We start from the raw sequence: 21859 nt of genomic DNA on the forward strand, positions 1-21859 counted from the left end.
TGTTTTGTAAAATGTTTTGTAAAATGTTTGCGTAAAATGTTTGTAAAATGCTATATTAAAGCAATTATGTAGTAATTAGTTATACAACAATTAGTTATACAGCAATTAGTAATAATATAACTTTTTTAAGGTCTTCTTTAAGACTTCTTTAAGAACTATCAAAAACTACCTAAAAATTGCCAAAATTTATTCAATGTTACCTTACTTCATATTCGGTTTATAAATCTCTGCTCCGAAGGTAAGTGCCAAGTCCTTGTCAAGTTTTATCTCACTTGCCTCAAGCAACCCCTTTAACTGTTCTAACTTTGTTACACTCCCCACCGGTACCACCTCAAAGGGCTGGTTTAGTAAATATGCCAAAGAAAGTGCAAAAACAGAGGATCCGGTTTCTTTATGGAGTTTTAAAAATTCCTCATAGAGATATAGATTTCTTTTATTTAGATAGGTTTTAATCAGTTTCTCCGAAAGTCCCAGGCTTTCCACTGGTGTAAGCAGTTCCCCATCTTTTACTTCCGGGGATGCCTGGTGAAGTTTTTCAAAAAAGCCGTTGGCGGTTGCGGTATAGGGAATATACGGCATTTGGGTTTTCTTATGCCATTCATAGTATTCTTCATCGATTAATTCCATAGTCGTATCTCTCATGGTGTGATATACCGGATTAATGCTTGCGGCACTCCAAAGGTTTGAGACAGCAGTAAACCCCTGCAAATTGTGCTTTTCGGCATAGATACGAGCCTGTTCCATACGGGTCTCATTAAAATTGGATGCCCCATAATAACGGATTCTACCCTCCTTCACCAGTTCCTCCATCCAGTCCATAATCTCTTCTATGGGTTTGGATTTATCATCCCGGTGCAGCCAATACAAATCAATACAGTCAAGTCCTAAGGTCCTTGTGCTGTCTTCAAGATCATAACGGATGTCTTCCTTCGTAACTCTTGAAATTTCAGGATTGTTAAAATCATAATGACCACCTTTGGTTCCGATAATCACTTTATTTTGGGCTTTCCGAAGCTTTAACCATTCACCGATCATCTCTTCGCTGCAATTAATTAGTCCTGGTACCCAGCGGCAATATACATTTGCCGTATCAATAAAGTTGCCGCCCTGTGCCACAAACGTATCCAGTACCTGAAAAACCATTTCTTTATTCAGTTTTTCACCAAAATTACCTCCGCCAAGGCAAATGTTGCTTACTTTTAAATCCGTTCCTTTTAATACAATGTATTTCATGTTGTACCTCCTATTGTTTGGGGTTTTATGGGTGGGACAGACTTGATAAAATCAGCTTGAAGGTTGTGGGGAAAGCTTTCTGGGTTTGATATGATTTCTATGCTTACGATGCTTCGCCTGAATTCACTAATGTCTTTTTTATGTGGTAAAGCAAGAGTAAACATGCACAAACTCCTCGCGGTGCTCGTCAAATAATGTGCATGTTCACTCTAAACCACATGAAAAAGGCATAAGTGAATTGATAGGCGAGGCATAAGGCGCATAGAAATCATATCAAACCCAGAAAACTTTCCGATAAATGTATTTTAGCTGATTTTATCAAAGTCTTCCCTTTTATAGACCAAGGCTTATAAACTGTGGTATTGTTTGTTGATTATATTATACTTCTAATGAAATGGACAGTAAAGACCTCGTCTTGCTAAAATTTACCTATGATTTATTCTACTATGATTTATTCTACTATGATTTATTCTACTATGATTTTTACTATATTTACTATTATATTTAATATTATTTCTACTACTAATTTTATTTTTATAACAGTACAATTAATAATTCGTGCATTGATAACTGTTTTGTTTTTGTAACGGTAGGGGGCCAGGGGGGCTTCTCTTCCGGTATTTACCTTTTGATTTTGCATGATGTATCTTTCCTTTTCAATGGATTTATGTTAAATTATATCAATAAAACTGATTAAATTTATCACTATTATTTCTTTCACCTATGTGATAGAATTAGCTAAAATTAAATGCAGGGATAAGGAATAGTACTTATAAGCTGGATTTCAGAAAGCTGTTGGTTGATGTGAAACAGCAGAAGGATTATAACGAACTCACCTTGGAGCAGCCCATTGAACAAGATAGTAGATGGAGCCGGCAAGCCACCGTTACAAGGCAGAAGCATAAGGTAAGTTCCGTGCTTCACAAGTGCATGATTTATCATGAAATAGAGTGGTACCGCGTAAGAGTTTATCTTTCGTCTCTATAATGAATGTTCACATTTATTAGAAGACGGGAGATTTTTTTGTGTTCTGAACTGTGGACAGAATTTATGTATCTAATAATATTCGTTCAGACAGAAAGGAAACATTTATGAAAAATTTTAAAAAGTATGAAAAAACCTATTTTATGCCGCCGGTTATCTCCTATGACTGGGTCAAAAAAGATTCTATTGATAAGGCACCTTATTGGTGCAGTGTGGATTTACGTGACGGGAACCAGGCTCTTATTGAACCTATGAGCATGGAGGAGAAAATCGAGTTCTTTCAGATGCTTGTGGATATTGGTTTTAAAGAAATTGAAGTGGGCTTTCCTGCGGCATCTGAAACCGAATATAATTTTATCCGCACCATCATCGAAAAGAATATGATACCGGAGGATGTAACCATACAAGTCCTGACTCAGGCCAGGGAACATATTATCAAGAGAACTTTTGAAGCTTTAAAGGGTGCTCCTCATGCGGTGGTGCACTTGTATAATTCCACTTCTGTGTCCCAGCGGGAACAGGTTTTTGGAAAAACCAAAGAAGAAATTAAGCAGATTGCGGTTGATGGTGCCCGTTTATTAAAAGAACTGGCTGATAAGACAGATGGAAATTTTTCTTTTGAATACAGTCCCGAAAGTTTTCCAGGAACGGAAGTAGATTATGCTCTGGATATCTGCAATGCTGTTCTTACTATCTGGAAACCAACAAACAGCAACAAAGCCATCATAAACCTGCCTACCACCGTGGAAAATGCCATGCCTCATGTCTTCGCCACTCAGGTGGAATATATGAGCAAGCACTTAAATTTCAGAGATAACGTAATTTTATCCATCCACCCCCACAATGACAGAGGCTGCGGTATCTCCGATGCAGAGCTTGGTGTATTAGCCGGTGCCGACCGGGTTGAGGGAACACTGTTTGGCAACGGAGAACGTACCGGTAATGTAGATGTTATCACTCTTGCCATGAATCTGTATTCCCATGGCGTTGACCCGAAACTGGACTTTAGCAATATGCCGGATATCTGTGAAAAGTATGAAAGACTTACCAGAATGAGAGTATATGAACGTTCTCCTTATGCAGGTGAACTGGTTTTCACCGCATTTTCCGGTTCCCATCAGGATGCCATTGCAAAGGGTATGAAATGGCGGGAGGAAAAAGAATGCAATTATTGGAATGTACCTTACCTGCCGGTGGATCCTAAGGATATCGGAAGGGAGTACGAATCCGATGTAATCCGTATTAACAGTCAGTCCGGCAAAGGTGGGGTAAGTTATATCTTAAAGCAGAACTTTGGCTTATCCATTCCGGAAAAGATGAAAGAAGAAGTTGGGTATTTCATCAAAAGTGTATCGGACCGGGAACACAAGGAATTGTCTCCGGCTTTGGTTTATCAGGTATTTGAAGATAGATACATTAATTATATGCCGGTATTCGAGATAGCAGAAACCCACTTTAAACAAGTTGACGGTATCATGGCAGAGGTAACCATTACCCGGAATGAAGAAAGCTGTGTGGTAAATTCCGGAGGTAACGGAAGACTTGATGCAGTCAGCAACGCATTGATGCAGTACTTTGGAATTAACTATGATTTGATTATCTACGAAGAGCATGCCTTATCAAAAAGTTCTTCCTCCAAAGCCGTGTCTTATATCGGAATTAACTATCAGAATAAAATCTACTGGGGTGTGGGTATTGACGAAGATATCATCAAATCCTCTATTGAAGCTCTCTCTTCTGCCGTTAATCAGTTAGTGGAGACAGCTGGGATACCGGTACGAAAAGATGAACGAATCATAGAAATTATGAATTATATCCAGAATCATTACAAGACAGTTACCTTAGAGACACTTTCAGCCAAGTTCTTTTTATCAAAACCGTATTTGTCTAAATATATTAAGGAAAGTACCGGCGATACCTTTGGTGATATCGTTAAAGAAATCCGGATCAATAGAGCCAAAGCTTTATTAAAAACCAAGGGAATGACTGTTGACGCTATTGCTGAGGCTGTAGGTTATCAGAACGTGGAGCACTTTAACCGGCTCTTTAAAAAGACTTATAGTATGACACCTGTTCAATTCCGCAATCAAAAATAATTACCAAAATACCGCCCACCAATTAAAAAGCTGGGCGGTATTTTGGTATCAGGAACATGGATTTTTAACTTTATGGAGCAGATTACCTTTGGAGCCATATCTTAAGTTTAATTATTTATTTTTCTTAACTTTATGATGTTTTTTATAGTAATAAAAAGCACCGATACAAAGAACCAGCCCGGCAATTGCCGGTTTTAAAATAGACATTCCGGCTTCTCCGCTAAATACCACACTCCATAGAACTTTTAACAATGCGGCCGCAATCACAACACCCAGAAGCCATTTCCAGTTTCTTTTCCAGGCAGCTATAATAAGAGCAATAAAAAATATGGGAACAGACAAACTCATAAGAATTTTAGGAGTCGTCCATACTCCCTTTAGATATTCCATCTCAAAGGCTAAAAATGACAATACCTGTGGACTGCTTGCCGCCGGAGCGGGAAACCAAAACATACTTGTGAACAATCCAAACACAGAAGCAAAAATACCCGTCAGGCTTTTCTTAAAGGCAAACAAAACAATAGGTATTATGAATATTGGTCTGATATACCAGCTCAGCACATTGTGATGCCTGGCAAATGCCCAGTTAAAAAAGGCATCATTTGTCATAAATAATATAATAAATACCACGGTTGCCAATGCCGATATTGATCCTAACATGAAATCCATTTTTTTTGTCATCGTCGTTACCTCCTATTATTAACCTGTGTACTCTCGGAAACTCTCACAGCCTGTTTTTACTGATATTTTAAAGGCTGTCAATAAAATTTCACCTCTATTTTCGTGATGTCATAGGTATGTTTTTACGCAGACCGTCTACGCAGCGAAGGAAAGGCAAGTAAAAACATACCTATGACATCACGAAAATAATTTCAACTTATATTCAGCGTCTAAAATTTCTTCTATTGACACTATTCGTTTTCGAGAGTACTCTAATTTATTTGTTTTTTATGCCATTAAAAATAATACCGAGCAGGGAATGTACTAGTTTGTCCGCATCTTCATCAAAATGCTGATAGCTGATATCTCCAAATTTGTTCAGCATATAATCATTCACTGTTTTGTTAAGAGCTTGCAGCATCAGACTTAATGCCACCGTATCAATATTGTTGTCGATTTCCTCCTTTGCTTTTGCATGCTCTATCATTTGAGCAAATAATGATTCTGATTGTTTATCCCCTTCTTTCATTACTGCCTGTTTTGCAGTCTCATTATTCTCTTTGGAAAATTGTTCACCAAGGGCAGCATATTGAGGATAATTCCTGGCAAATTCTACGCCTTTAAGAAACAACATATTAATCTGTTCCAACAGGGGTAGGCTCTTAAATTCACCTAAACTTTCTGAAAAGAAAGTTATTTTTGCTTCAACTGCCAAGGTCATTACATATACATACAGATCAAGTTTATCTGTAAAGTATTGATAAAAACTTCCTTTTGCAATATTTGAGTTCTTACATATCTGATTAATACTGGCCTTATCATAGTTAGCAGTAGAAAACTCTTTTAATGAAACTGATAACACCAGATTTCTTTTATCCTCGGATAAGTTAAAAAATGATGGATTAGGCATTATTAAGCCTCCTTTCAATAATGTGACCATGCGGTCATATCTTTATTTACATTATATGACCACATGGTCATATTGTCAATAAAAAGTAAAGCAAAACTTTATGTTGTTGAAATAAAGCTTTGCTTTAAAATTTTATGTTATATTTTAAATCTTGCTATATCCATCCGAAGTTCCTGGGCTAGTACAGCCAGATCCTGGGAAGCTCTTGTAATTTCTTCCACCGTAGCGGATTGTTCCTCGGATGCGGCGCTGATTTCCTGACTGGATGCCGCACTTTCCATCGCAATAGAAGTAATATTCTTAATGGAAGCATTAAGCCCTTCACTATCTCTTCTGATTGTCTGGGTAGCAGTACCGACATCACTAAGTTTTCCCGCTATGGCTTTGATTTCTTCAAAGATCTGTTCAAAGGAATTACCGGCCTTGTCTACCGTAGTTACTCCTTCCATGACAACCTCCGTTGAAGCACTCATAATATCTACTACCTGATTTGTTTCATACTGAATACTGCCAACTAATTCGGCAATCTCAATTACAGAATTCGCAGACTGTTCTGCTAACTTTCTAATCTCCTCTGCCACTACTGCAAAACCTTTTCCCTGTTCTCCTGCACGGGCAGCTTCAATTGCAGCATTAAGGGATAAAAGATTGGTCTGACCAGCAATCTCTTTAATGACTGATATAATTTCTCCGATTTCAGCGGATTTATTGCCAAGAATCCTGACCTTTTCAGAGGATTCTTCCGTAACCGCTTGAATGGATTGTATTTTTTCAATCGCCTTCTTGGCTTCTTCCACACCCTGTCTGGCTTCATCCGATACTCTTGAACTGGAATCCGTAACCAGGTTAACATGCTCGGAAACCCGGTTAATATTGGACACAATCTGTCCCGCCACATCGCTGATGTCTTTTGAGCTTTTTGCCTGGTCACTTGCGCCTTCTGCAAGTTGATTTATCGTTTTTGCAACTTCTTCTGAAGACGCTGCCGTTTCTTCTGCGGAGGCAGAGAGTTCCTCACTGGAGGAAGCTACCTGTTCAGAGGCGGTAGACACTTTAAAAATAACATTCCGAAGACCCTCTGTCATTTCATTAAAAGATTCTGCCAGATCCCTGATTTCATCCTTATTCTTTACATGAATGGCTTCTGCTGTTAAATCTCCGGAGGCAATCATCTTAGCAGCATGAACAATCTTAAGAATGGGCGTTACCAAAAGCCTTGCCATAATAAATGCAGATGCCAGTCCAATTAGTACACTGATTATTATTATTGTAACAGTAATATTCCTGGTTCTTACAAATGCCTGATTGGATTTGGTATATGCCTGAACACCCAGTTCATTTTTATTTTCAACTAACAGATTAATCTTTTCTTCTATCTGGTTTGATAAGTCATGAAGTCCCTCCGATTCTTTGTATGCTTCCTCATTTTTGCCCTGAAGTACTAAATCAATAATCATTTCCTCTTTGGGCTTTAACTGCTGCCAGAGCGTTTCCACATCAGCCGCCAATTGCTTTGACTTTTCAAGGACTATAGTATCGTCAAAGGATTTCATATTATCTTCAAACTGGATAAAAAGACTCTGTATAGTATCCGAATGTTGTTTTTGCGTCTCCAGATCTGTTTCCTGTATCATATCAATTCTGGATCGGTTAATGGAAATCAGGTCTACCTGGGCATCCTTGATGTATTCGATTCCCTTAAAATGCATGGAATACAAATCACTCAACTCCTTATCCATATTCGAAAGTTCAAATAAAGAATAGATTCCGATTGCGCTGATGATTAAAATTAATACACCAAAAATCAAAAGCATTTTTTGTCTGACGTTTACCTTCATTTTATCCTCCTGTATACTGCACAATGCCCATCCGTCTAAAACCACGCTGTATTAGCATAATATTCCATTGTTTTTAAGTCGGATTTTTTGACGCCCATGTAACATTATGCTTATTTTGATACTTTTTTTGCTTATGGAGAAAGCATTAAAATCAATGGATACAGGAATTTCAACTGAAACCAACCAATAAAAGTTGTTTTAGAACTATGTATCTTTTATAATAGATAAATGCAGAAAGTTACATTCATACTTTCCTAAATATCCCATGATAAAGAATAGAAAGGAACCAAGCGATCATGACAGTAGAACCAATCCGCAGTAAAGTGAAAATCAATCAAATGCATCATTATTTAAAAGGCAAAGACGATAAATATGCATTATTATTTAAGTTTGGGTTAAATACGGGACTCAGAATCAGTGATATGCTTCCCCTTAAAATGAAGAATGTCTGTCTTGATAATGGCAGTTTCAAAGAATATTTAATAATAAAGGAGAAAAAAACCTCAAAGGAAAAAAAGATAAAAATCAATAATGCCCTTAAAAATGCTCTGTCGGAGTATATCAAAAGGCATAATCTGACCAAAGAAAATTACCTTTTCCCCAGTCAGAAAGGGGGGCATATCGGAAGGGTGCAAAGCTACCGTTTTTTGCGTGAAGCCGCAGAAACAGTAGGCATTGAGAATTTTGGAACTCACAGTCTGCGTAAGACCTGGGGGTATTGGACTTATAAATTATCCAAATATAACATTGGTCTTATTATGGACACCTTTAATCACAGCAATCAAAAAATCACCCTACGATATATCGGAATTAATCAGGACCAGAAGGATGATTTATATACACTGGTACAGTTTTAAAGAACGGGGCATTCTTAACAAATGAAAATTTATAACTATGCATTATAAAAATTCTGGATAAACAATTCTAAGAATGACAACCAGAATTTTATTTTAGTATTACAATAACTTTTTCTGAACGAATATCTGTATTGCAGACAATTATTTTACCGTTTAATTCCATGATTGTATATTGACTTTTACTTTAGCACGATATATAGTAAAAGTATCAAAATAAGCATAATGTTACATTTTTATACATATTATACTGCTGATGTAAAATGCTGCAGCTGCTTCGGTCTTCTGGTTTTTTGATATTTTTCACATTATAATGATTTAAAAAGTATTACTACTATTCTAACGTGGAGCGATGACTTTTATTCGGAAGCTAATTATGATTATTTCAAGTCATCTTTAAACCAATTGTATTAACCGCATAGCCTGCTCAACGCACAGTACTTAATAATAACAGCTGTTAATGCTTTTCAATCTATTATATAAATCTTTATCCTTATCCTTCTTCTTTTTTCCATGCTTTATTTATTTTCCACGCTTTATTTATTCTCCACGCTTTATTTATTCTCCGCCCTTTATTTATTCTCCACCCTTTATTTATTCTCCACCCTTTATTTATTCTCCACCCTTTATTTATTTTCCACGTAAATATTTTTTACATTGATAAAGCGATTTAGCTTCCTACTCTCAAATCCATATGTCATTTGCACACTAATATGTAGCGCTTTACAGAGGAATTATGTAAACCTAAATAGTAAAAAATAACAGAAGTCAGCATCCGTTGCGCTGTAACTTCTGTTATTTCTATATACTGTTATTTCTTTATACTTTTACTTCTTGATAAGGTTATAATGAATGCCTTTCTTAATTGTTTACCACTGTCTTCTTGTTTTCCTCTGTCTTTTTGCTTTCCTCTGTCTTTTTGCTTTCCTCTGTCTTCTTGCTTTCCTCTGTCTTCTTGCTTTCCTCTGTCTTCTCCTTTTCCTTTGAAGAATTGTTACATAGCATTAGAGCTGTTAGAAAAGCAGTAATCGGAATAATGATTGTTGCACCAAGACCACTGCATATAATCTGGATTAGTTCAGCTCCAAATACTTTAGAATTAATAACATCCCCCAAAGAATAGGATAAATCCTTAAACCACAGCAGCAAAGCCATAAAACCTCCAATAAAAGCAAAGTATAATGTATTTGTCGTCGTTCCTAAAATATCTTTCCCTACATTCATCCCGGACTCAAACAATTTTCTTCTCGTTACGTACGGATTATGGACATATATCTCATGCATGGCAGAGGAGATGGATACTGCCACGTCAGTAATGGCTCCGATTAGTCCCATAATTATGGTACAGATCACGATTTTGGTAAAATCCAGCCCGACATACAGGGAATAAATACTGATTTCATCGTACTCCTCTTCCCCAAAGCCTTGTATCCTGGCTGCCGCTCCGATTTTATAGATAAAAGCAATTAAAATTACTAAGGTAATAAAGGTAGCTGCAAAGGCAGCTTTTGTCTTCTCATTGACCCTATTAATATAAAATATAGTAATCGAGCTGATTACAACACAGGCAAGCAATGTTACTGCCATAGGGGTTAGGCCATGAGCGATAAAGATAATTGCAATATATAATGTTAAGAAATTAAGCACCAAAGCACTAAAGGACCTGACTCCCCTGCTGCCTCCAATGAGTTTCATCAGCACCAATAAAATTACTGCTAAAACCAATATCGTATTCAATTCACAGCCCTCCTTCTGCCGATATAAAAGACTGTGACATACAATGCGATGGGAATTGTAAGGACAATCCCGATACTGCCCGTAAGAGCCCGAACCAATTCCAGGGATAGGTTCATATTAAGGGTATATGCTACCTCCAAACCGTTTTTCAAGTAAATAAGTATCATAGGAATTGCACCGCTTACATATGCGAAAAACAGTACATTGATCATAGTTCCCATGATATCACTGCCGATTTTTGTACCAGAAGTTATCAATTCTTTTGCAGTAAGGGCAGGGTTGCTGTGATAGAGTTCAAAAACAGAGGAGGACATTGTAATGGCAATATCCATAATGGCCCCCAAGGAACCCACTAGAATTTCAGCCATAAATATTTCATAAGGCGGATGGGTTAAATACTCCATTTCCTCATAGCGCATTCCTTTTTCCCTGGTAAGAAAGAGTACAATAAATGCAATCAGTAAAGAAAGAAAGGTTCCGATAACCGTAGAAACAACTGCCGCATAAGTCTTCTCATTATTGCCGCTTACTAGGAGTAAGGAGAATATGGTAAATACAATTACAATGACTCCGCAAAGGAATAGCAAATTGAAACCTTTTAGATACAAATCCAGGGCAAAAGAGAATAGGACCACATTTAAAACTAAACTTAAAACAGAATAAAATCCTTTTCTTTTGCCAATCAAAATAATTAGGATAATAAAAATCCATGCCGCCAGGGCTATATATTTGTCCCTCTTAAGTCCGGTTATGGCGGCGTTATCAAGTCCGGTAGATGTATCGATTTTTAAGAATACCCGGTCCCCGGTATTATATTTTGCATCAAAAGCCCCGGAAAGGGAGTATTCGTTACTAATTACAAGCTGCTGTCCTTTGTAAATACCATTGGTAATAGTAAGAAATAATTTCTGGGTAGTAATCATTTCTTTATTTCGGTACTGGTCTATGGATTCTTTCTGTCCAATGGACTGGACTTTCATAACTTTCCCAATTGTCTGTTCATAATATCTGTCATTATGATCCGTAACTGCCAGAGTAGCCATAAACAATAGGATTAAGCCAATATACAGGATCGCTTCTTTTTTTGAAATCTGAATACTTTTCTTGTTCACTGCCTGCTTCCGCCTCCGGTCTCAGACTGGCTTCCTTTCTTCACATCCCGTCCAAGCAGGAATTTCTTGATTCCCTGATATGTCTCTTCACTGATGATATGCTCTATCCGACAAGCATCTTCTTCTGCCCTCGCTGGGGATACACCAGCGGTTTCTATTAAAAACAAAGTAAGCTGCTGATGTCTGTCATATACGCTTTCTGCCTTTTCCCTTCCGACAGCTGTCAGTGTAATATAACCGTCGTTATCTATTAAAATTAAATTTTCTTCCTTTAAAATTCCCACTGCCCGACTCACACTGGGTTTACTAAATTCCAACTCCCTGGCAATATCGATGGACCTGACCATACCGTTTCGTTTGCTTAAAACAAGGATTGTTTCTAAATAATTTTCTCCGGATTCGTGCATCGTTTTTCCTCCCTAATTGAGATATGCTTATCATAACCCAATTAACGGGAACTTTCCAGTAAAATTATTTATCTTTTCCCGACGTATCATACCCCTTTATATAAATGTTGAAACCGGTCTGCTCCTACTATAAATTTAAGCCTGAAACAATGTGCCCGGGCGGAAAAAACTACTACTTTTACAAGTCCTGCTTCCAATCATACACTCCATCCCATACTCTCTTGCTGTATCCGATAAAGCTTCTCATAAAGACCCTTTTTTTGAAGCAAGGTTTCGTGGGTTCCTTCCTCCGCAAGTTCCCCATGTTCTAATACGATGATTTTATCCGCACCGACTATTGTCCGCAGTCTGTGGGCGATTACAAGAACGGTTTTTCCATCAATAAGTTTTGAGATTGCCTGCTGAATCAGAACTTCATTTTCTGGATCTAAGGAAGCGGTGGCCTCATCTAGCAATACTATGGGCGCATCCTTAAGCAGTGCCCTCGCAATGGAAATCCTCTGCCGTTCCCCGCCTGATATCGTGCTGCCATTCTCCCCAAGAAGGGTTTCATACCCCTGGGGCAGATTATTGACAAACTCATCACAGCAGGCTGCCCTGGCCGCTTCCATAACCTGTTCTCTGGTGGCTGTTAAATTGCCGATACGTATGTTGTTATATATTGTATCATGAAATAATACCACATCCTGAAAAACAAACGATATATATCCCATTAAATATTCCGGGTCAAGAGTCTTAATGTCTATCCCACCTATTTTTATCGTTCCTTCATTCACGTCCCAGAACCTGGCAATCAATTTAGATAAGGTACTCTTGCCACAGCCAGAAGGTCCTACCAACGCCGTTATTCCTTCTCCGGGGACGGATACTGTCAGGTTTTTTATAACAGCTTCTTCTGAGGAATTATCTTCCTGATAACGGAAAGATACCCCCTCAAATTCTATATTAAAATTCTTAATTACTTTGTCCGTACTGCCCTTCATTACGGCAGTAGACATTAAGGTCCGCATCCGTTTTGTAGATAATTGCAGATAGATCAGTTCCGGCAGCAAAGTTAATTCAACAAGGATAGGGCCGTAAATCCTGACTATAATCAGAAAGAACATTAACAGGGGCAGGAATTCTATCTGTTTGCCAGTTAAAAGATAAGTTCCCACAAAAACAGTAAGTCCGATTCCGGACTGAACAATAATCTGGGCACCGGTAACAAAAATACCCGTACCAAATTCCATTTTAAGAGCCATCCGTTTCATAAGAAGAAGGGCATTATCAAGAGCTTTGAACTTATCCCCCTCCAGTCCGCAGGCCTTAATCACTTTAATTCCTTCAAAATATTCCTGAATCTGGTCTGAGGCTTTCAGTTTTGCCTGGATCTGGCTTTCACTAAGCCGTTCCTGGATTTTTCTGCTTCCAAGAATTACAAAAAAGGCGATAGGAACCGTACAGAATACGGTAAGGGCCATCCTCCAGTCAAAAAAGGCAAGCATAATGCAGATAATTACCATGGAAATCCCATTTGCACAAAGTTGTGGGATGACATGACTTAAAACATGTTCCGTAGTTGCACAATCCCCCATCATATTCGTAGTTAGTTCCGTCAAATCCCTGGAATTAAAAAAGCTCATAGGAAGCTTTCTAATATGTTCCGCAATACGGATCCGGTTGGCTTCTGCTGCCATATAAGAAGTTACATAGGTCTTTTTATAATCATGCTTATTAGCAAAAAAAATCAGGACTGCTGCCAGAATTCCGGCTCCAAAGTAAAGCCACATCTTCGTCCAGGATATCTCTCCTCCTGAAAAGGGTTTTTGAAGTTGTGTAAAAATCTGTATCGTAATACCAAAGGGAAGCATAAGAGATAAATTGGTAATGGTGCAGGCAAAGATTGCTTTTTTTAAATCGGTATACCCTTTATCTGTTAGCATGAGCATATCTTTTAATTTAAACATGAATTTCTACCCCCTTCCTGTTGTTTATTTTCCAGTCCAGGGATCTGGTATACATATTCCACATGTCATAATACCTGCCTTTTAGTTCAATTAGTTTTTCATGATTTCCCTGTTCCATCAGATGCCCCTTTTCCATTACCACTATTTTCTTAGCACTTCTTATGGTAGAAAGTCTATGGGCTATGATAATAACTGTTTTATTAAACATCAGTTTTTCAAAGGCTTTCTGGATCAGGTATTCATTTTCCGGGTCTGCAAAGGCAGTGGCTTCATCCAGTACGATTATTGGTGCATCTTTTACGATAGCCCTCGCAATTACGATTCTCTGCTGCTCTCCTCCGGATAAATGGACCCCCTTTGCGCCGATAACAGTATCATACTGCTCGGGAAGTTTTTCAATAAATTCATGGCATTGTGCCGCTTTTGCCGCTGCTATGACCTGTTCCCTGGTGGCATTTAAGTTTCCGATGCGGATATTGTCTAAAATGCTCTGCTTAAACAGGTATATATCCTGAAATACAAAGCTTACCTTATCCATCAGATCACTAATCTTCATTTCACGGATATCCACGCCGCCGATACAGATGCTTCCCTCGTTTATGTCAAAAAAGCGAGGAATTAAATGGGCAATTGTACTTTTCCCTCCTCCGGAAGGTCCTACAATTGCCGTTATTTCTCCCTGTCCGGCCGTAAAGGAAACTTCTGATAGCGCTTGATTATCCGTACCATTATAGGAAAAAGAAACCTTCTTAAATTCAACTCCATAACTGGTACAGGTTTTAGGTGCCATTGTTTCTGTTAGGGGAGTCTCGTTTAAGATCAGATCCATTCTTTCCACACCGTTCATAATCTGCATGCCATTGGAGGATACATACATGATTTTAAGCATAATAGTGGAAATGGAAGGAACGAATAGAAGATAGAACATAAAAGTACCTGCGAAGGTTTTATAATCAGAGGTGTTAGTCCCAATTAAAATTCCCACCGGTATTAAAAACAGGTAAATATTATTTACTATCGTTGTAAATCCTGACATATAATTTTCCCAGCTTAAGGTATAGGGTATTACAAATCCGGTATAACTTTTAATGGTATCATGAAGTCTGCGAAAGGAGTACACAGTCTGCTTAAATGCCTTGACCACCGTAATACCCCTTATGTATTCCACGGAGGCATTATTCATATCTTCCAGGGCTGTCTGGTATTGATTCATCATACTCTTAGCACCATCGTTACCATAAGCTTTAAATTCCACTATAAAAGCCGTAATAATACCAACTAACGCTGCCAGCCCAAATCGCCAGTCAACGCTTAATAAAATCACTGTCATTATAACCGGTGCTGCAAAAGCGGCCACAATGTCTGGAAGCTGGTGGGCAATAAACCCTTCTACCTTCTCAATGTTTTCATCCATTATTTTGCGTACTCTGCCGCTTCCTGCCATGAAATGAAAGCCCAGAGGAAGTCTCCCGATATGAGCCGCAAAATTTACCTTTAATTCATACAACGTGCCAAAAGCCGCCAGATGGGAACACACCAAAGCAGCAAAATACAGTAATACATTGCTAATAATCCCACCAAGGGCATAAAAGCCAAACCCAATGGTTTTCTTTACATCCAACTGACCAAAATCAGGATAAGCCTCAAGGATTTCCTTTACAATAAAGTAAATAGATAAGTACGGGATAAAAGAGGCTATGGAAGCCAGGGTCGATAACATAACCGAACTTATTACAAATGGCTTTTTGGTGGCAGCAAGTTCCAATAACCTTGCCATCCCGCTTTTGGGCTTTGAAGTAATATTCTTTTCTTTTTTCATTTAAAACTCCTATCCGCGTATGGGTGCGCACATGAAAGAGGTTATGATGATATCCCTATTGCACTGATCTTAAATGACCGCCATACCTACGCATTACTTATATTTAAAAATAAAAACTTGGTTAGCATATACTAACCAAGTTCATTGTAGCATCCTTATCTATTCCTTTTCTACTCCATCTGGTCCGAACTACTCCATATAGCCAGCCATTTTCCTTTTTATTACTTTCTTGATAAATATTATCAATTCCGCCTCAGATATTCACTTGGGGTTATACCAAGAACATCTTTAAAAGCCCCTGAAAACTTACTAGCATTCTGATACCCAACCAGCCCTCCGATTTCACAGATAGAATATTTACCATGTTTCATATATAGGGCAGCCTGGTTCATTCTGGTCTTTTTCAGATATTCATAGGGGGGCAGCCCGTACATGTCCTTAAAGCAGGCTTTTAGTAAGGTCTTCGTGATATGATGCTCTTTCGCCAGTACTTCGATGGTATGGTGTTTTGTCAAATCCTCCACTAGCTGTTCCTTTGCCTTTCTTACCTTAAGGACGGTATTTTTGTCGTAATAGCTGCACCGATACTTCATTTCTGATATATCTTCGTTGCTCAGGAGATGAAGCAGTTCCAGGACTTTTATTTTAATATAAGAGGTTTTTTCAAAAGGATTCGAAAAATAAATTTTCTCCAATATATCCTGTATCTGTGGATTTCCTTTCATAACAAACACATTGTTATCCTCACAAAGTTTCGTTATAATCTGTTCAAATTCAATGGAGAAATCACTAAAATACTTCTTCATTTCACCTGTTACAGCTTCTATGTCAAAGGTAAGGGCAAAGCCTTTATATATTTTTTGTGGAAACTTAGAACCCAGGGATTCAAATATATTATGAAAGGCGATTAATTCTCTTTCCCCAATATAGATGCAGCGGTTATCCTTTAGCTCAAACTCATAGGTGCCCTCATAACTGTAACTGAGTTGGAAATAACTGTTCAAGCTGAACTTTCCGGAAAAAACATGGGTGGTATTGTAGTCATTGTAATATATATAGATTCCTGGAAACAACCTGCACACCAGCATTTTCCCATATCCATCTTTATCCTCCAGTTCATAAAATACCATGCTTTCTGCCTCTTTGACAGGCTTTAAACCAAATTGTATGATACTAACATTTAACGGCTTTCCTTCTGCTGTTCCCATACTTTTCCCTTCGCTTTCTTTCTCTGTTCTTTCTTCTCAACTCTTTCTTCTCTGCTATTTCATTCTCTCCTCTTTCTCTGTTATTCTTATGTTTTATGTTATTTCTCTGTTATTTACTTTAATTTGGTTATCGGAAATAAAGTTCATAGCTCTCTTATTGCATGTTTTTTTTTAACTATTTGTATTTTAACTAAGGTCAAAACCTTCAAATCCGTATAAAATACAATCCACTCTGGAAAACTTTATGTCAGGTTAGCTTTGGCTAACCGTCTGGTCCAAAAACAGAATTCAAAATCTTTTGATATATTTATTATATTACTTGAATAGTAACAATTAATATAATAAAACGTCAATACGATTCCTATTTGTTGAGATAATTTATCATTAAAACGGATTCCTATATTTTTACTACATTATTGGCTGAGATTACTCTTTAAATAGTTGCGGAACTCCCTGCCAAGCCAATTTCGGCATTTCCTCCAGTTTTTTAAGATAAACATATATGGTTTGGTCATCACCCCAAATTCCTGATTCAGGCTGTACAGTACATAGTGTAATATGATATATTCCTTTCTCTATTTCAATTTGCTGTTCTTCTGGACAATCCGCTTCCCAGTCCATAAGCCAAAATAGATCTTTTATGTAAATTCTATCTCCTTCAACATTAATTGCCAACCTACTTATAGCTCAAATACTTTTAACAAAACGGGGCAATAAAAAGAGACTACCGAATAAAAACTTACTTCAGCAGTCTCCTTAAAATCCTGTTCTGATACAGGAAATATGAATTAAATTTAATAAACTATATCCGAATGCTAAATCTTTTCAAACCGGTCAACATCCATTACAAATATTGTTGCACCGCCTACATTAACCAGTACCTGCATGGAGGTATATTCAGCTGGTCCGACGGGATTTGAAATAATCTGTTGTCTCGGTCCGCATTCTTTCTTTACAACGCTTATGACTTCTTCTACTTTTTCTTCGTCTGTACCAATCATTAAGGTAGTATTACCTTCCCTTAAAAACCCTCCGGTAGATGCCAGTTTTGTTACGTAGAAGCCCTGTTTGTTTAATCCATCCATAACTCTGCTGCTGTCAACGTTGCGTACAATCACATATATCAGTTTCATAGAATCCCATCCTTTCAACATTATAATCGATTTGCAAAGCCTTTGTCTTAAAACTAAATTAATCCTGGTATTTTGCTCATTCGCTTTTCTGCGTGTTTCCTTAAATAAAACAATGGTATCCCCAAATTTAACCGTATAATTTTGATATGCAAATCCCTCATACAAGTTACCAATTTCTGATTTTATTATAGTATATCCAGTCTGGAATGTAAAGTTAAATGGAGATAAAATTACACCCAGGTAAAATACTTCGCTCTATTTTCCACAGACTTATACGTGCTAAGAAGATCAAAAGCTTTTTATAAACAAAAAAAGAACAACTTTCCCAGTTAGATTGCAAAAAAACCTGTTAAATAAAAATTCATTATTTATCAGGTATCATTTACATCAGACTGGGAAAGTTGTATTTTACTCTAACTATTATTACTATTTTTTGAAATCTTTGATTCCCTCCGGCGCTTTCGGCTGGTAGGACCAGAAGCGGGAAGCTTTGCTATTAGCCTGTTTTATCGCTTTTTCTGCCATGACTGCCAGAACTGTCAAACACTGTTTCTTCATTTTTTTCACCTCCATTTCGATTTTGTATTATTGGTATCAGCATTAGGACTGCTGTTGCAGATATTGACCATGAGGCGGCAAATGCCATATCAATACTAATAAACCATAGAGCTGCAATAAAAAAGGTACTATATATGCACACAAGAATCCTGGCAATTTTTTTATATTTTTTTATTTCTACTTTAGTAAGAGGATTATTCCTATGTTCCACTGGTGAATATTTAAGAATAACAGGAATGGATATCACCATCATGATACTTCCGCTAAAAAACCTCCAATCCCTTAAAAAGAAATGAAACAGCAGAAAACCAGCATAATTAACCACCGCTGTAAAAAAACAGCCAGAATAAGTTCCGCTGTGATAGCCTCCTGTATAAGAGCGCAGCACGCAAAAAGAAATAGTAAAGATTAAACTAATGAATACCGTATGGGTTAAGACTGCTGCTACGCCAAGCATTAGAAATATCAGCAGATCATGTAAAAGCAGCTCGATTCCATAGGTATAAAATTTTCTTTTATCCGTTGCAATTATGTTGTGGGTAACCAGACGTAACGATAACTGTTCTGCTAAATAATTCATGATAACGGCTCCTCTTAACTGGTAATATATGTATTTATATTAGTAAACTTTTTAGAAATAGCAAGCCCCCTTAACTCAGTGGTAATTATTTGCGGCCGAATGGTAAACTTTATTTTGCAGCGGGCTTTCCTGGGTTTTAACTGGCAGCATTACAATTGATGTGAACGTGTTGTCTTGATAGCTGTATTTAAACGTTCCTCCGCACTTATCTGCGGCGTATTTGATGAGTTTTAAGCCATAGCCATGATTCGACCTGTCTTTTTTGCTTGTACGTAAGCTTTGACCAAAGCCACGTAAAATATGATTATAAGGATTTTTACAGACAAAGGTGACATAATTTTTGTAGCAGAATAATTTAAGGGATATATACCGTTCTGGTTCTTTTATGCTCAGATTGGATTCTATGGCATTATTGAGCATATTGGATAAGATAGCGGAAAGATCGGTGGGTGACATACTTAAAGGCGGAATACTGTCTATCTGAAATGCGGTATTGATCTGATGCTTCCTGCATACCGACAGTTCATAATTAAGAATGGCATCTATATATTTATTTCCGCTGTTAACCACAGCTTTTGCAGGCTCAAGGACCGAAGTAATGGAATTTATATATTCCAGTGATTCTTCAATTTGATTGTCCTGGAGCAATAACGATATATTTGCAAGATTGTTATGAAGGTCATGTTTGATTTTTTTTAAGTCTGAGACCGCCATTTCCTGACGGGCTAATTCCTCTTCCAGCATACGATTTTGCAAATCCAGGTTATGTTTTTGCTGAGCCTTTTGATAAAAGCCGCAGATTTCTCCAAAGAGGTAGACTACCATGACCGTCATAAGCAGAAAACAGAGGGATATAACAAGAATCTTTTCTGAATAATAGGGAATATGGCTTTGCAGTGTATGATTTGACATAAGGAAAAAGTTAATAACAATAATAAAAAAGCTAATCATAGAATCCATAACCAGCCAATACTTTGACGAAATTTCAGGCTTCGTTTTATGAAAGAACCAAAGAAAGCTCCAGATAAGCAGTAAGGCGATTACCTTTGACAATATGGAAAAATAGAAATTTGCATATGAGGTTTCGGATATCAGCCGTTCAAGGCTTGTCCCATTTAATAAGGAGGACAGATTTCCGGCCAGGATATCACTTATTAGCAGGATATAATTATTTACTAGAATAAGAAAGATTTTTTTCCACAAGCTGTCTCTGTAGAAGAAATTCACAATAATTACAGGCAGTGCCACAAATAATATAAGTCTTAGAAAAATCAGATTTACCGGGCAAAATTGCACAAAGAGAGAATCAAGCAGCACTGCACCTATTAAAAATACTGCCTTTTTGGACCCGCTGGCTTTGCAGGTCAGCAGACTGTTTACCATCCAATATAACAGTATGGATTCGACCAATGTAAAAAAATACGCTTGTATTAATCCTATCATTCGTCCACCTCGCAGATTATTTTTAGGTATTTGTCAAGAACCTGCTGTCTTTTACGTCTGCTTAACGGAAGGATTGTTCCATCATCCAGACGTATACTCGTATCCTCAATGGAGAAGATATATTTTATATTTACGATACAGGTTCTGTGTATATCAACAAAGTCAAACTTACTGTACTGCCCGGCTAAATCAGTAAACTTATAATTATGTATTAAATATACCCTCCGTTTCGTATGCAGATAAATTTTCCGGTCTATACTTTCAAAATACTCTATATCATATAACGGCACTTTTATCACAGAGATTTTATCCTGAGAATCCCGTACCTTAAAGGTCTGGGGTTTTGGATCGTCCTCCCTTATTTTTTCAATCAGCCGCTTTATGACGGAATAGAGGCGTTCCTGGACTAAGAATTTGGGAGTAAAATCACTGACATCATATTGAAAGGTATTTAAAACCTCTTCTTCAAAGGAAGTCAGAAAGACCAGTTTGAATTTCTTATCTAACAGCCGTAACCTTCTTGCCGTTTCTTTACCGCCTAGATGGGGCATTTCAATATCCAGAAAAATAATGTCATAATAGTGCGTGTGCTTTTCAAGACTCTTTATTAAGGCTTCCCCGTTTGTAAATGTATAGATCACAGCATTTACTTTCAGCTTTTTTAATATCTGTCCGGCTTTTGGAACTATTTTTTCCAGAAACCTGTTGTCGTCATCACAAAATGCGATAGTCAGCATACAACCAATCACTTCCTTACTTATACTTGTATAAGTTACTTGCATGTTTCATTAGCTCTTCAAAATCCTGGCGTTTTTCCGCAGGACACTCCAATAGTAACTGGTTTAAATTTAATTCCGGTGGTTTTACACCGGTTAAAAGATAGGTGGGATCTAGTCCCAATTTTTCCTGGATTAATATTATTTTTTCTATGGATAATCTCTTTACTCCCCTTTCTGTATCTCCGTAGAAATTTAAAGAAATATCTAACAGGTCTGCTACCTCCCTTTGTGTAAGCTTTAGTTCCTGCCTTCTCATTTTTAGTCTGCTGCCAATTTCGTACAACAACTTTGAACTCATACTCCCACTTCTTTCCTTTTTTGTAATAATTATACATATATAATGGTATTATATATACTATCTATGTATTGGTAAATGATTTTTTTTTAGCAACGATTTGTTTGTATATGACAAAAAAGAGTATACCTTTAACATCTCTGTTAGTGGTATACCCTTTGGAAGGGGCGCTTGATAAAATCAGCTGGGGGTTGTGAGAGAGCAGTGATGGGGATATCTTTCATAAGCTTAGTATTCTGAGGACTGAATTTACTAATGGCTTTC

The 21859-nt window shown here is 37.4% G+C and carries 20 protein-coding genes and 1 other annotated feature; of the genes, 2 read left to right on the forward strand and 18 right to left on the reverse strand.

The window, feature by feature from the left end:
• Positions 1–201: 201 nt before the first annotated feature.
• Together QA584_RS23245 and QA584_RS23250 are read right to left on the reverse strand one after the other, a co-directional pair.
• A complete protein-coding gene (locus QA584_RS23245) occupies positions 202–1233 on the reverse strand; it encodes an aldo/keto reductase (protein ID WP_278271486.1) in 1032 nt (343 codons plus the stop codon).
• A gap of 466 nt (positions 1234–1699) precedes the next feature.
• Positions 1700–1873 carry a hypothetical protein gene (locus tag QA584_RS23250; RefSeq protein ID WP_278271487.1) on the reverse strand — a complete coding sequence of 58 codons (174 nt, stop codon included), beginning with the start codon at positions 1871–1873 and terminating at the stop codon, positions 1700–1702.
• A gap of 104 nt (positions 1874–1977) precedes the next feature.
• Positions 1978–2219, forward strand: a binding site (T-box leader).
• Positions 2220–2324: 105 nt separating this feature from the next.
• Between QA584_RS23250 and QA584_RS23255 the strand changes: the two genes are divergently transcribed.
• Positions 2325–4313 (forward strand): 2-isopropylmalate synthase, encoded by a 1989-nt coding sequence (locus QA584_RS23255; RefSeq protein WP_278271488.1) that lies wholly within the window; start codon positions 2325–2327, stop codon positions 4311–4313.
• Between the two features lie 111 nt (positions 4314–4424).
• On the opposite strand, the gene QA584_RS23260 is transcribed toward QA584_RS23255, so the two are convergent.
• The 3 genes from QA584_RS23260 to QA584_RS23270 form a co-directional block, all read right to left on the reverse strand.
• On the reverse strand, positions 4425–4994 hold the full coding sequence (locus QA584_RS23260) for a hypothetical protein (RefSeq protein ID WP_278271489.1): 570 nt from the start codon (positions 4992–4994) through the stop codon (positions 4425–4427).
• Positions 4995–5250: 256 nt separating this feature from the next.
• The gene (locus tag QA584_RS23265; RefSeq protein WP_278271490.1) at positions 5251–5883 is read right to left on the reverse strand and encodes a TetR/AcrR family transcriptional regulator; all 633 of its coding nucleotides are present in this window, start codon (positions 5881–5883) and stop codon (positions 5251–5253) included.
• Between the two features lie 137 nt (positions 5884–6020).
• Complete coding sequence (locus tag QA584_RS23270; RefSeq protein WP_278271491.1) at positions 6021–7721, reverse strand: methyl-accepting chemotaxis protein; 1701 nt, start codon at positions 7719–7721, stop codon at positions 6021–6023.
• A gap of 296 nt (positions 7722–8017) precedes the next feature.
• Here QA584_RS23270 and QA584_RS23275 point away from each other — a divergent pair, with 296 nt between their 5' ends.
• Positions 8018–8578, forward strand: coding sequence for a tyrosine-type recombinase/integrase (locus tag QA584_RS23275; protein ID WP_278271492.1), 561 nt, complete (start codon positions 8018–8020; stop codon positions 8576–8578).
• Between the two features lie 858 nt (positions 8579–9436).
• On the opposite strand, the gene QA584_RS23280 is transcribed toward QA584_RS23275, so the two are convergent.
• From QA584_RS23280 to QA584_RS23335, 13 genes are all read right to left on the reverse strand, one after another.
• The gene (locus tag QA584_RS23280; RefSeq protein WP_278271493.1) at positions 9437–10312 is read right to left on the reverse strand and encodes a YibE/F family protein; all 876 of its coding nucleotides are present in this window, start codon (positions 10310–10312) and stop codon (positions 9437–9439) included.
• Entirely contained in the window at positions 10309–11424 is a 1116-nt protein-coding gene (locus QA584_RS23285; protein WP_278271494.1) for a YibE/F family protein, read from the reverse strand. The genes QA584_RS23280 and QA584_RS23285 overlap by 4 nt, the downstream gene beginning before the upstream one ends.
• Positions 11421–11831 (reverse strand): metal-dependent transcriptional regulator, encoded by a 411-nt coding sequence (locus QA584_RS23290; protein WP_278271495.1) that lies wholly within the window; start codon positions 11829–11831, stop codon positions 11421–11423. Before QA584_RS23290 ends, QA584_RS23285 begins: the two co-directional genes overlap by 4 nt.
• A 197-nt stretch (positions 11832–12028) precedes the next feature.
• A complete protein-coding gene (locus tag QA584_RS23295; RefSeq protein WP_278271496.1) occupies positions 12029–13780 on the reverse strand; it encodes an ABC transporter ATP-binding protein in 1752 nt (583 codons plus the stop codon).
• Positions 13773–15599, reverse strand: a complete 1827-nt coding sequence (locus QA584_RS23300; RefSeq protein ID WP_278271497.1) for an ABC transporter ATP-binding protein — start codon at positions 15597–15599, stop codon at positions 13773–13775. The genes QA584_RS23295 and QA584_RS23300 overlap by 8 nt, the downstream gene beginning before the upstream one ends.
• Positions 15600–15841: 242 nt before the next feature.
• Complete coding sequence (locus tag QA584_RS23305; RefSeq protein ID WP_278271498.1) at positions 15842–16807, reverse strand: helix-turn-helix domain-containing protein; 966 nt, start codon at positions 16805–16807, stop codon at positions 15842–15844.
• 426 nt (positions 16808–17233) lie between these two features.
• Entirely contained in the window at positions 17234–17482 is a 249-nt protein-coding gene (locus QA584_RS23310; protein ID WP_278271499.1) for a hypothetical protein, read from the reverse strand.
• Between the two features lie 140 nt (positions 17483–17622).
• Positions 17623–17940, reverse strand: coding sequence for a cyclic-di-AMP receptor (locus QA584_RS23315; RefSeq protein WP_278271500.1), 318 nt, complete (start codon positions 17938–17940; stop codon positions 17623–17625).
• 426 nt (positions 17941–18366) lie between these two features.
• Complete coding sequence (locus QA584_RS28910) at positions 18367–18498, reverse strand: cyclic lactone autoinducer peptide (RefSeq protein ID WP_442870343.1); 132 nt, start codon at positions 18496–18498, stop codon at positions 18367–18369.
• A complete protein-coding gene (locus tag QA584_RS23320) occupies positions 18437–19078 on the reverse strand; it encodes an accessory gene regulator B family protein (protein WP_278271501.1) in 642 nt (213 codons plus the stop codon). The genes QA584_RS28910 and QA584_RS23320 overlap by 62 nt, the downstream gene beginning before the upstream one ends.
• Positions 19079–19153: 75 nt before the next feature.
• Positions 19154–20521, reverse strand: a complete 1368-nt coding sequence (locus tag QA584_RS23325; protein ID WP_278271502.1) for a sensor histidine kinase — start codon at positions 20519–20521, stop codon at positions 19154–19156.
• On the reverse strand, positions 20518–21303 hold the full coding sequence (locus QA584_RS23330; protein WP_278271503.1) for a LytR/AlgR family response regulator transcription factor: 786 nt from the start codon (positions 21301–21303) through the stop codon (positions 20518–20520). The genes QA584_RS23325 and QA584_RS23330 overlap by 4 nt, the downstream gene beginning before the upstream one ends.
• Positions 21275–21598: a helix-turn-helix domain-containing protein gene (locus QA584_RS23335; RefSeq protein WP_278271504.1), complete on the reverse strand. Its 324-nt coding sequence runs from the start codon at positions 21596–21598 to the stop codon at positions 21275–21277. Before QA584_RS23335 ends, QA584_RS23330 begins: the two co-directional genes overlap by 29 nt.
• Positions 21599–21859 lie beyond the last annotated feature (261 nt).

Origin of the sequence: Anaerocolumna sp. AGMB13025 (assembly GCF_029689925.1) — a bacterium.
GTDB lineage: Bacteria > Bacillota > Clostridia > Lachnospirales > Lachnospiraceae > Anaerocolumna.

What these genes read in the sequence shown, in the direction of transcription:
- QA584_RS23245 (WP_278271486.1), bottom strand. Translation starts at nt 1,233, where the DNA reads ATGAAATACATTGTATTAAAAGGAACGGATTTAAAAGTAAGCAACATT.
- QA584_RS23250 (WP_278271487.1), bottom strand. Translation starts at nt 1,873, where the DNA reads ATGCAAAATCAAAAGGTAAATACCGGAAGAGAAGCCCCCCTGGCCCCC.
- QA584_RS23255 (WP_278271488.1), top strand. Translation starts at nt 2,325, where the DNA reads ATGAAAAATTTTAAAAAGTATGAAAAAACCTATTTTATGCCGCCGGTT.
- QA584_RS23260 (WP_278271489.1), bottom strand. Translation starts at nt 4,994, where the DNA reads ATGACAAAAAAAATGGATTTCATGTTAGGATCAATATCGGCATTGGCA.
- QA584_RS23265 (WP_278271490.1), bottom strand. Translation starts at nt 5,883, where the DNA reads ATGCCTAATCCATCATTTTTTAACTTATCCGAGGATAAAAGAAATCTG.
- QA584_RS23270 (WP_278271491.1), bottom strand. Translation starts at nt 7,721, where the DNA reads ATGAAGGTAAACGTCAGACAAAAAATGCTTTTGATTTTTGGTGTATTA.
- QA584_RS23275 (WP_278271492.1), top strand. Translation starts at nt 8,018, where the DNA reads ATGACAGTAGAACCAATCCGCAGTAAAGTGAAAATCAATCAAATGCAT.
- QA584_RS23290 (WP_278271495.1), bottom strand. Translation starts at nt 11,831, where the DNA reads ATGCACGAATCCGGAGAAAATTATTTAGAAACAATCCTTGTTTTAAGC.
- QA584_RS23295 (WP_278271496.1), bottom strand. Translation starts at nt 13,780, where the DNA reads ATGTTTAAATTAAAAGATATGCTCATGCTAACAGATAAAGGGTATACC.
- QA584_RS23300 (WP_278271497.1), bottom strand. Translation starts at nt 15,599, where the DNA reads ATGAAAAAAGAAAAGAATATTACTTCAAAGCCCAAAAGCGGGATGGCA.
- QA584_RS23305 (WP_278271498.1), bottom strand. Translation starts at nt 16,807, where the DNA reads ATGGGAACAGCAGAAGGAAAGCCGTTAAATGTTAGTATCATACAATTT.
- QA584_RS23315 (WP_278271500.1), bottom strand. Translation starts at nt 17,940, where the DNA reads ATGAAACTGATATATGTGATTGTACGCAACGTTGACAGCAGCAGAGTT.
- QA584_RS28910 (WP_442870343.1), bottom strand. Translation starts at nt 18,498, where the DNA reads ATGAAGAAACAGTGTTTGACAGTTCTGGCAGTCATGGCAGAAAAAGCG.
- QA584_RS23320 (WP_278271501.1), bottom strand. Translation starts at nt 19,078, where the DNA reads ATGAATTATTTAGCAGAACAGTTATCGTTACGTCTGGTTACCCACAAC.
- QA584_RS23325 (WP_278271502.1), bottom strand. Translation starts at nt 20,521, where the DNA reads ATGATAGGATTAATACAAGCGTATTTTTTTACATTGGTCGAATCCATA.
- QA584_RS23330 (WP_278271503.1), bottom strand. Translation starts at nt 21,303, where the DNA reads ATGCAAGTAACTTATACAAGTATAAGTAAGGAAGTGATTGGTTGTATG.
- QA584_RS23335 (WP_278271504.1), bottom strand. Translation starts at nt 21,598, where the DNA reads ATGAGTTCAAAGTTGTTGTACGAAATTGGCAGCAGACTAAAAATGAGA.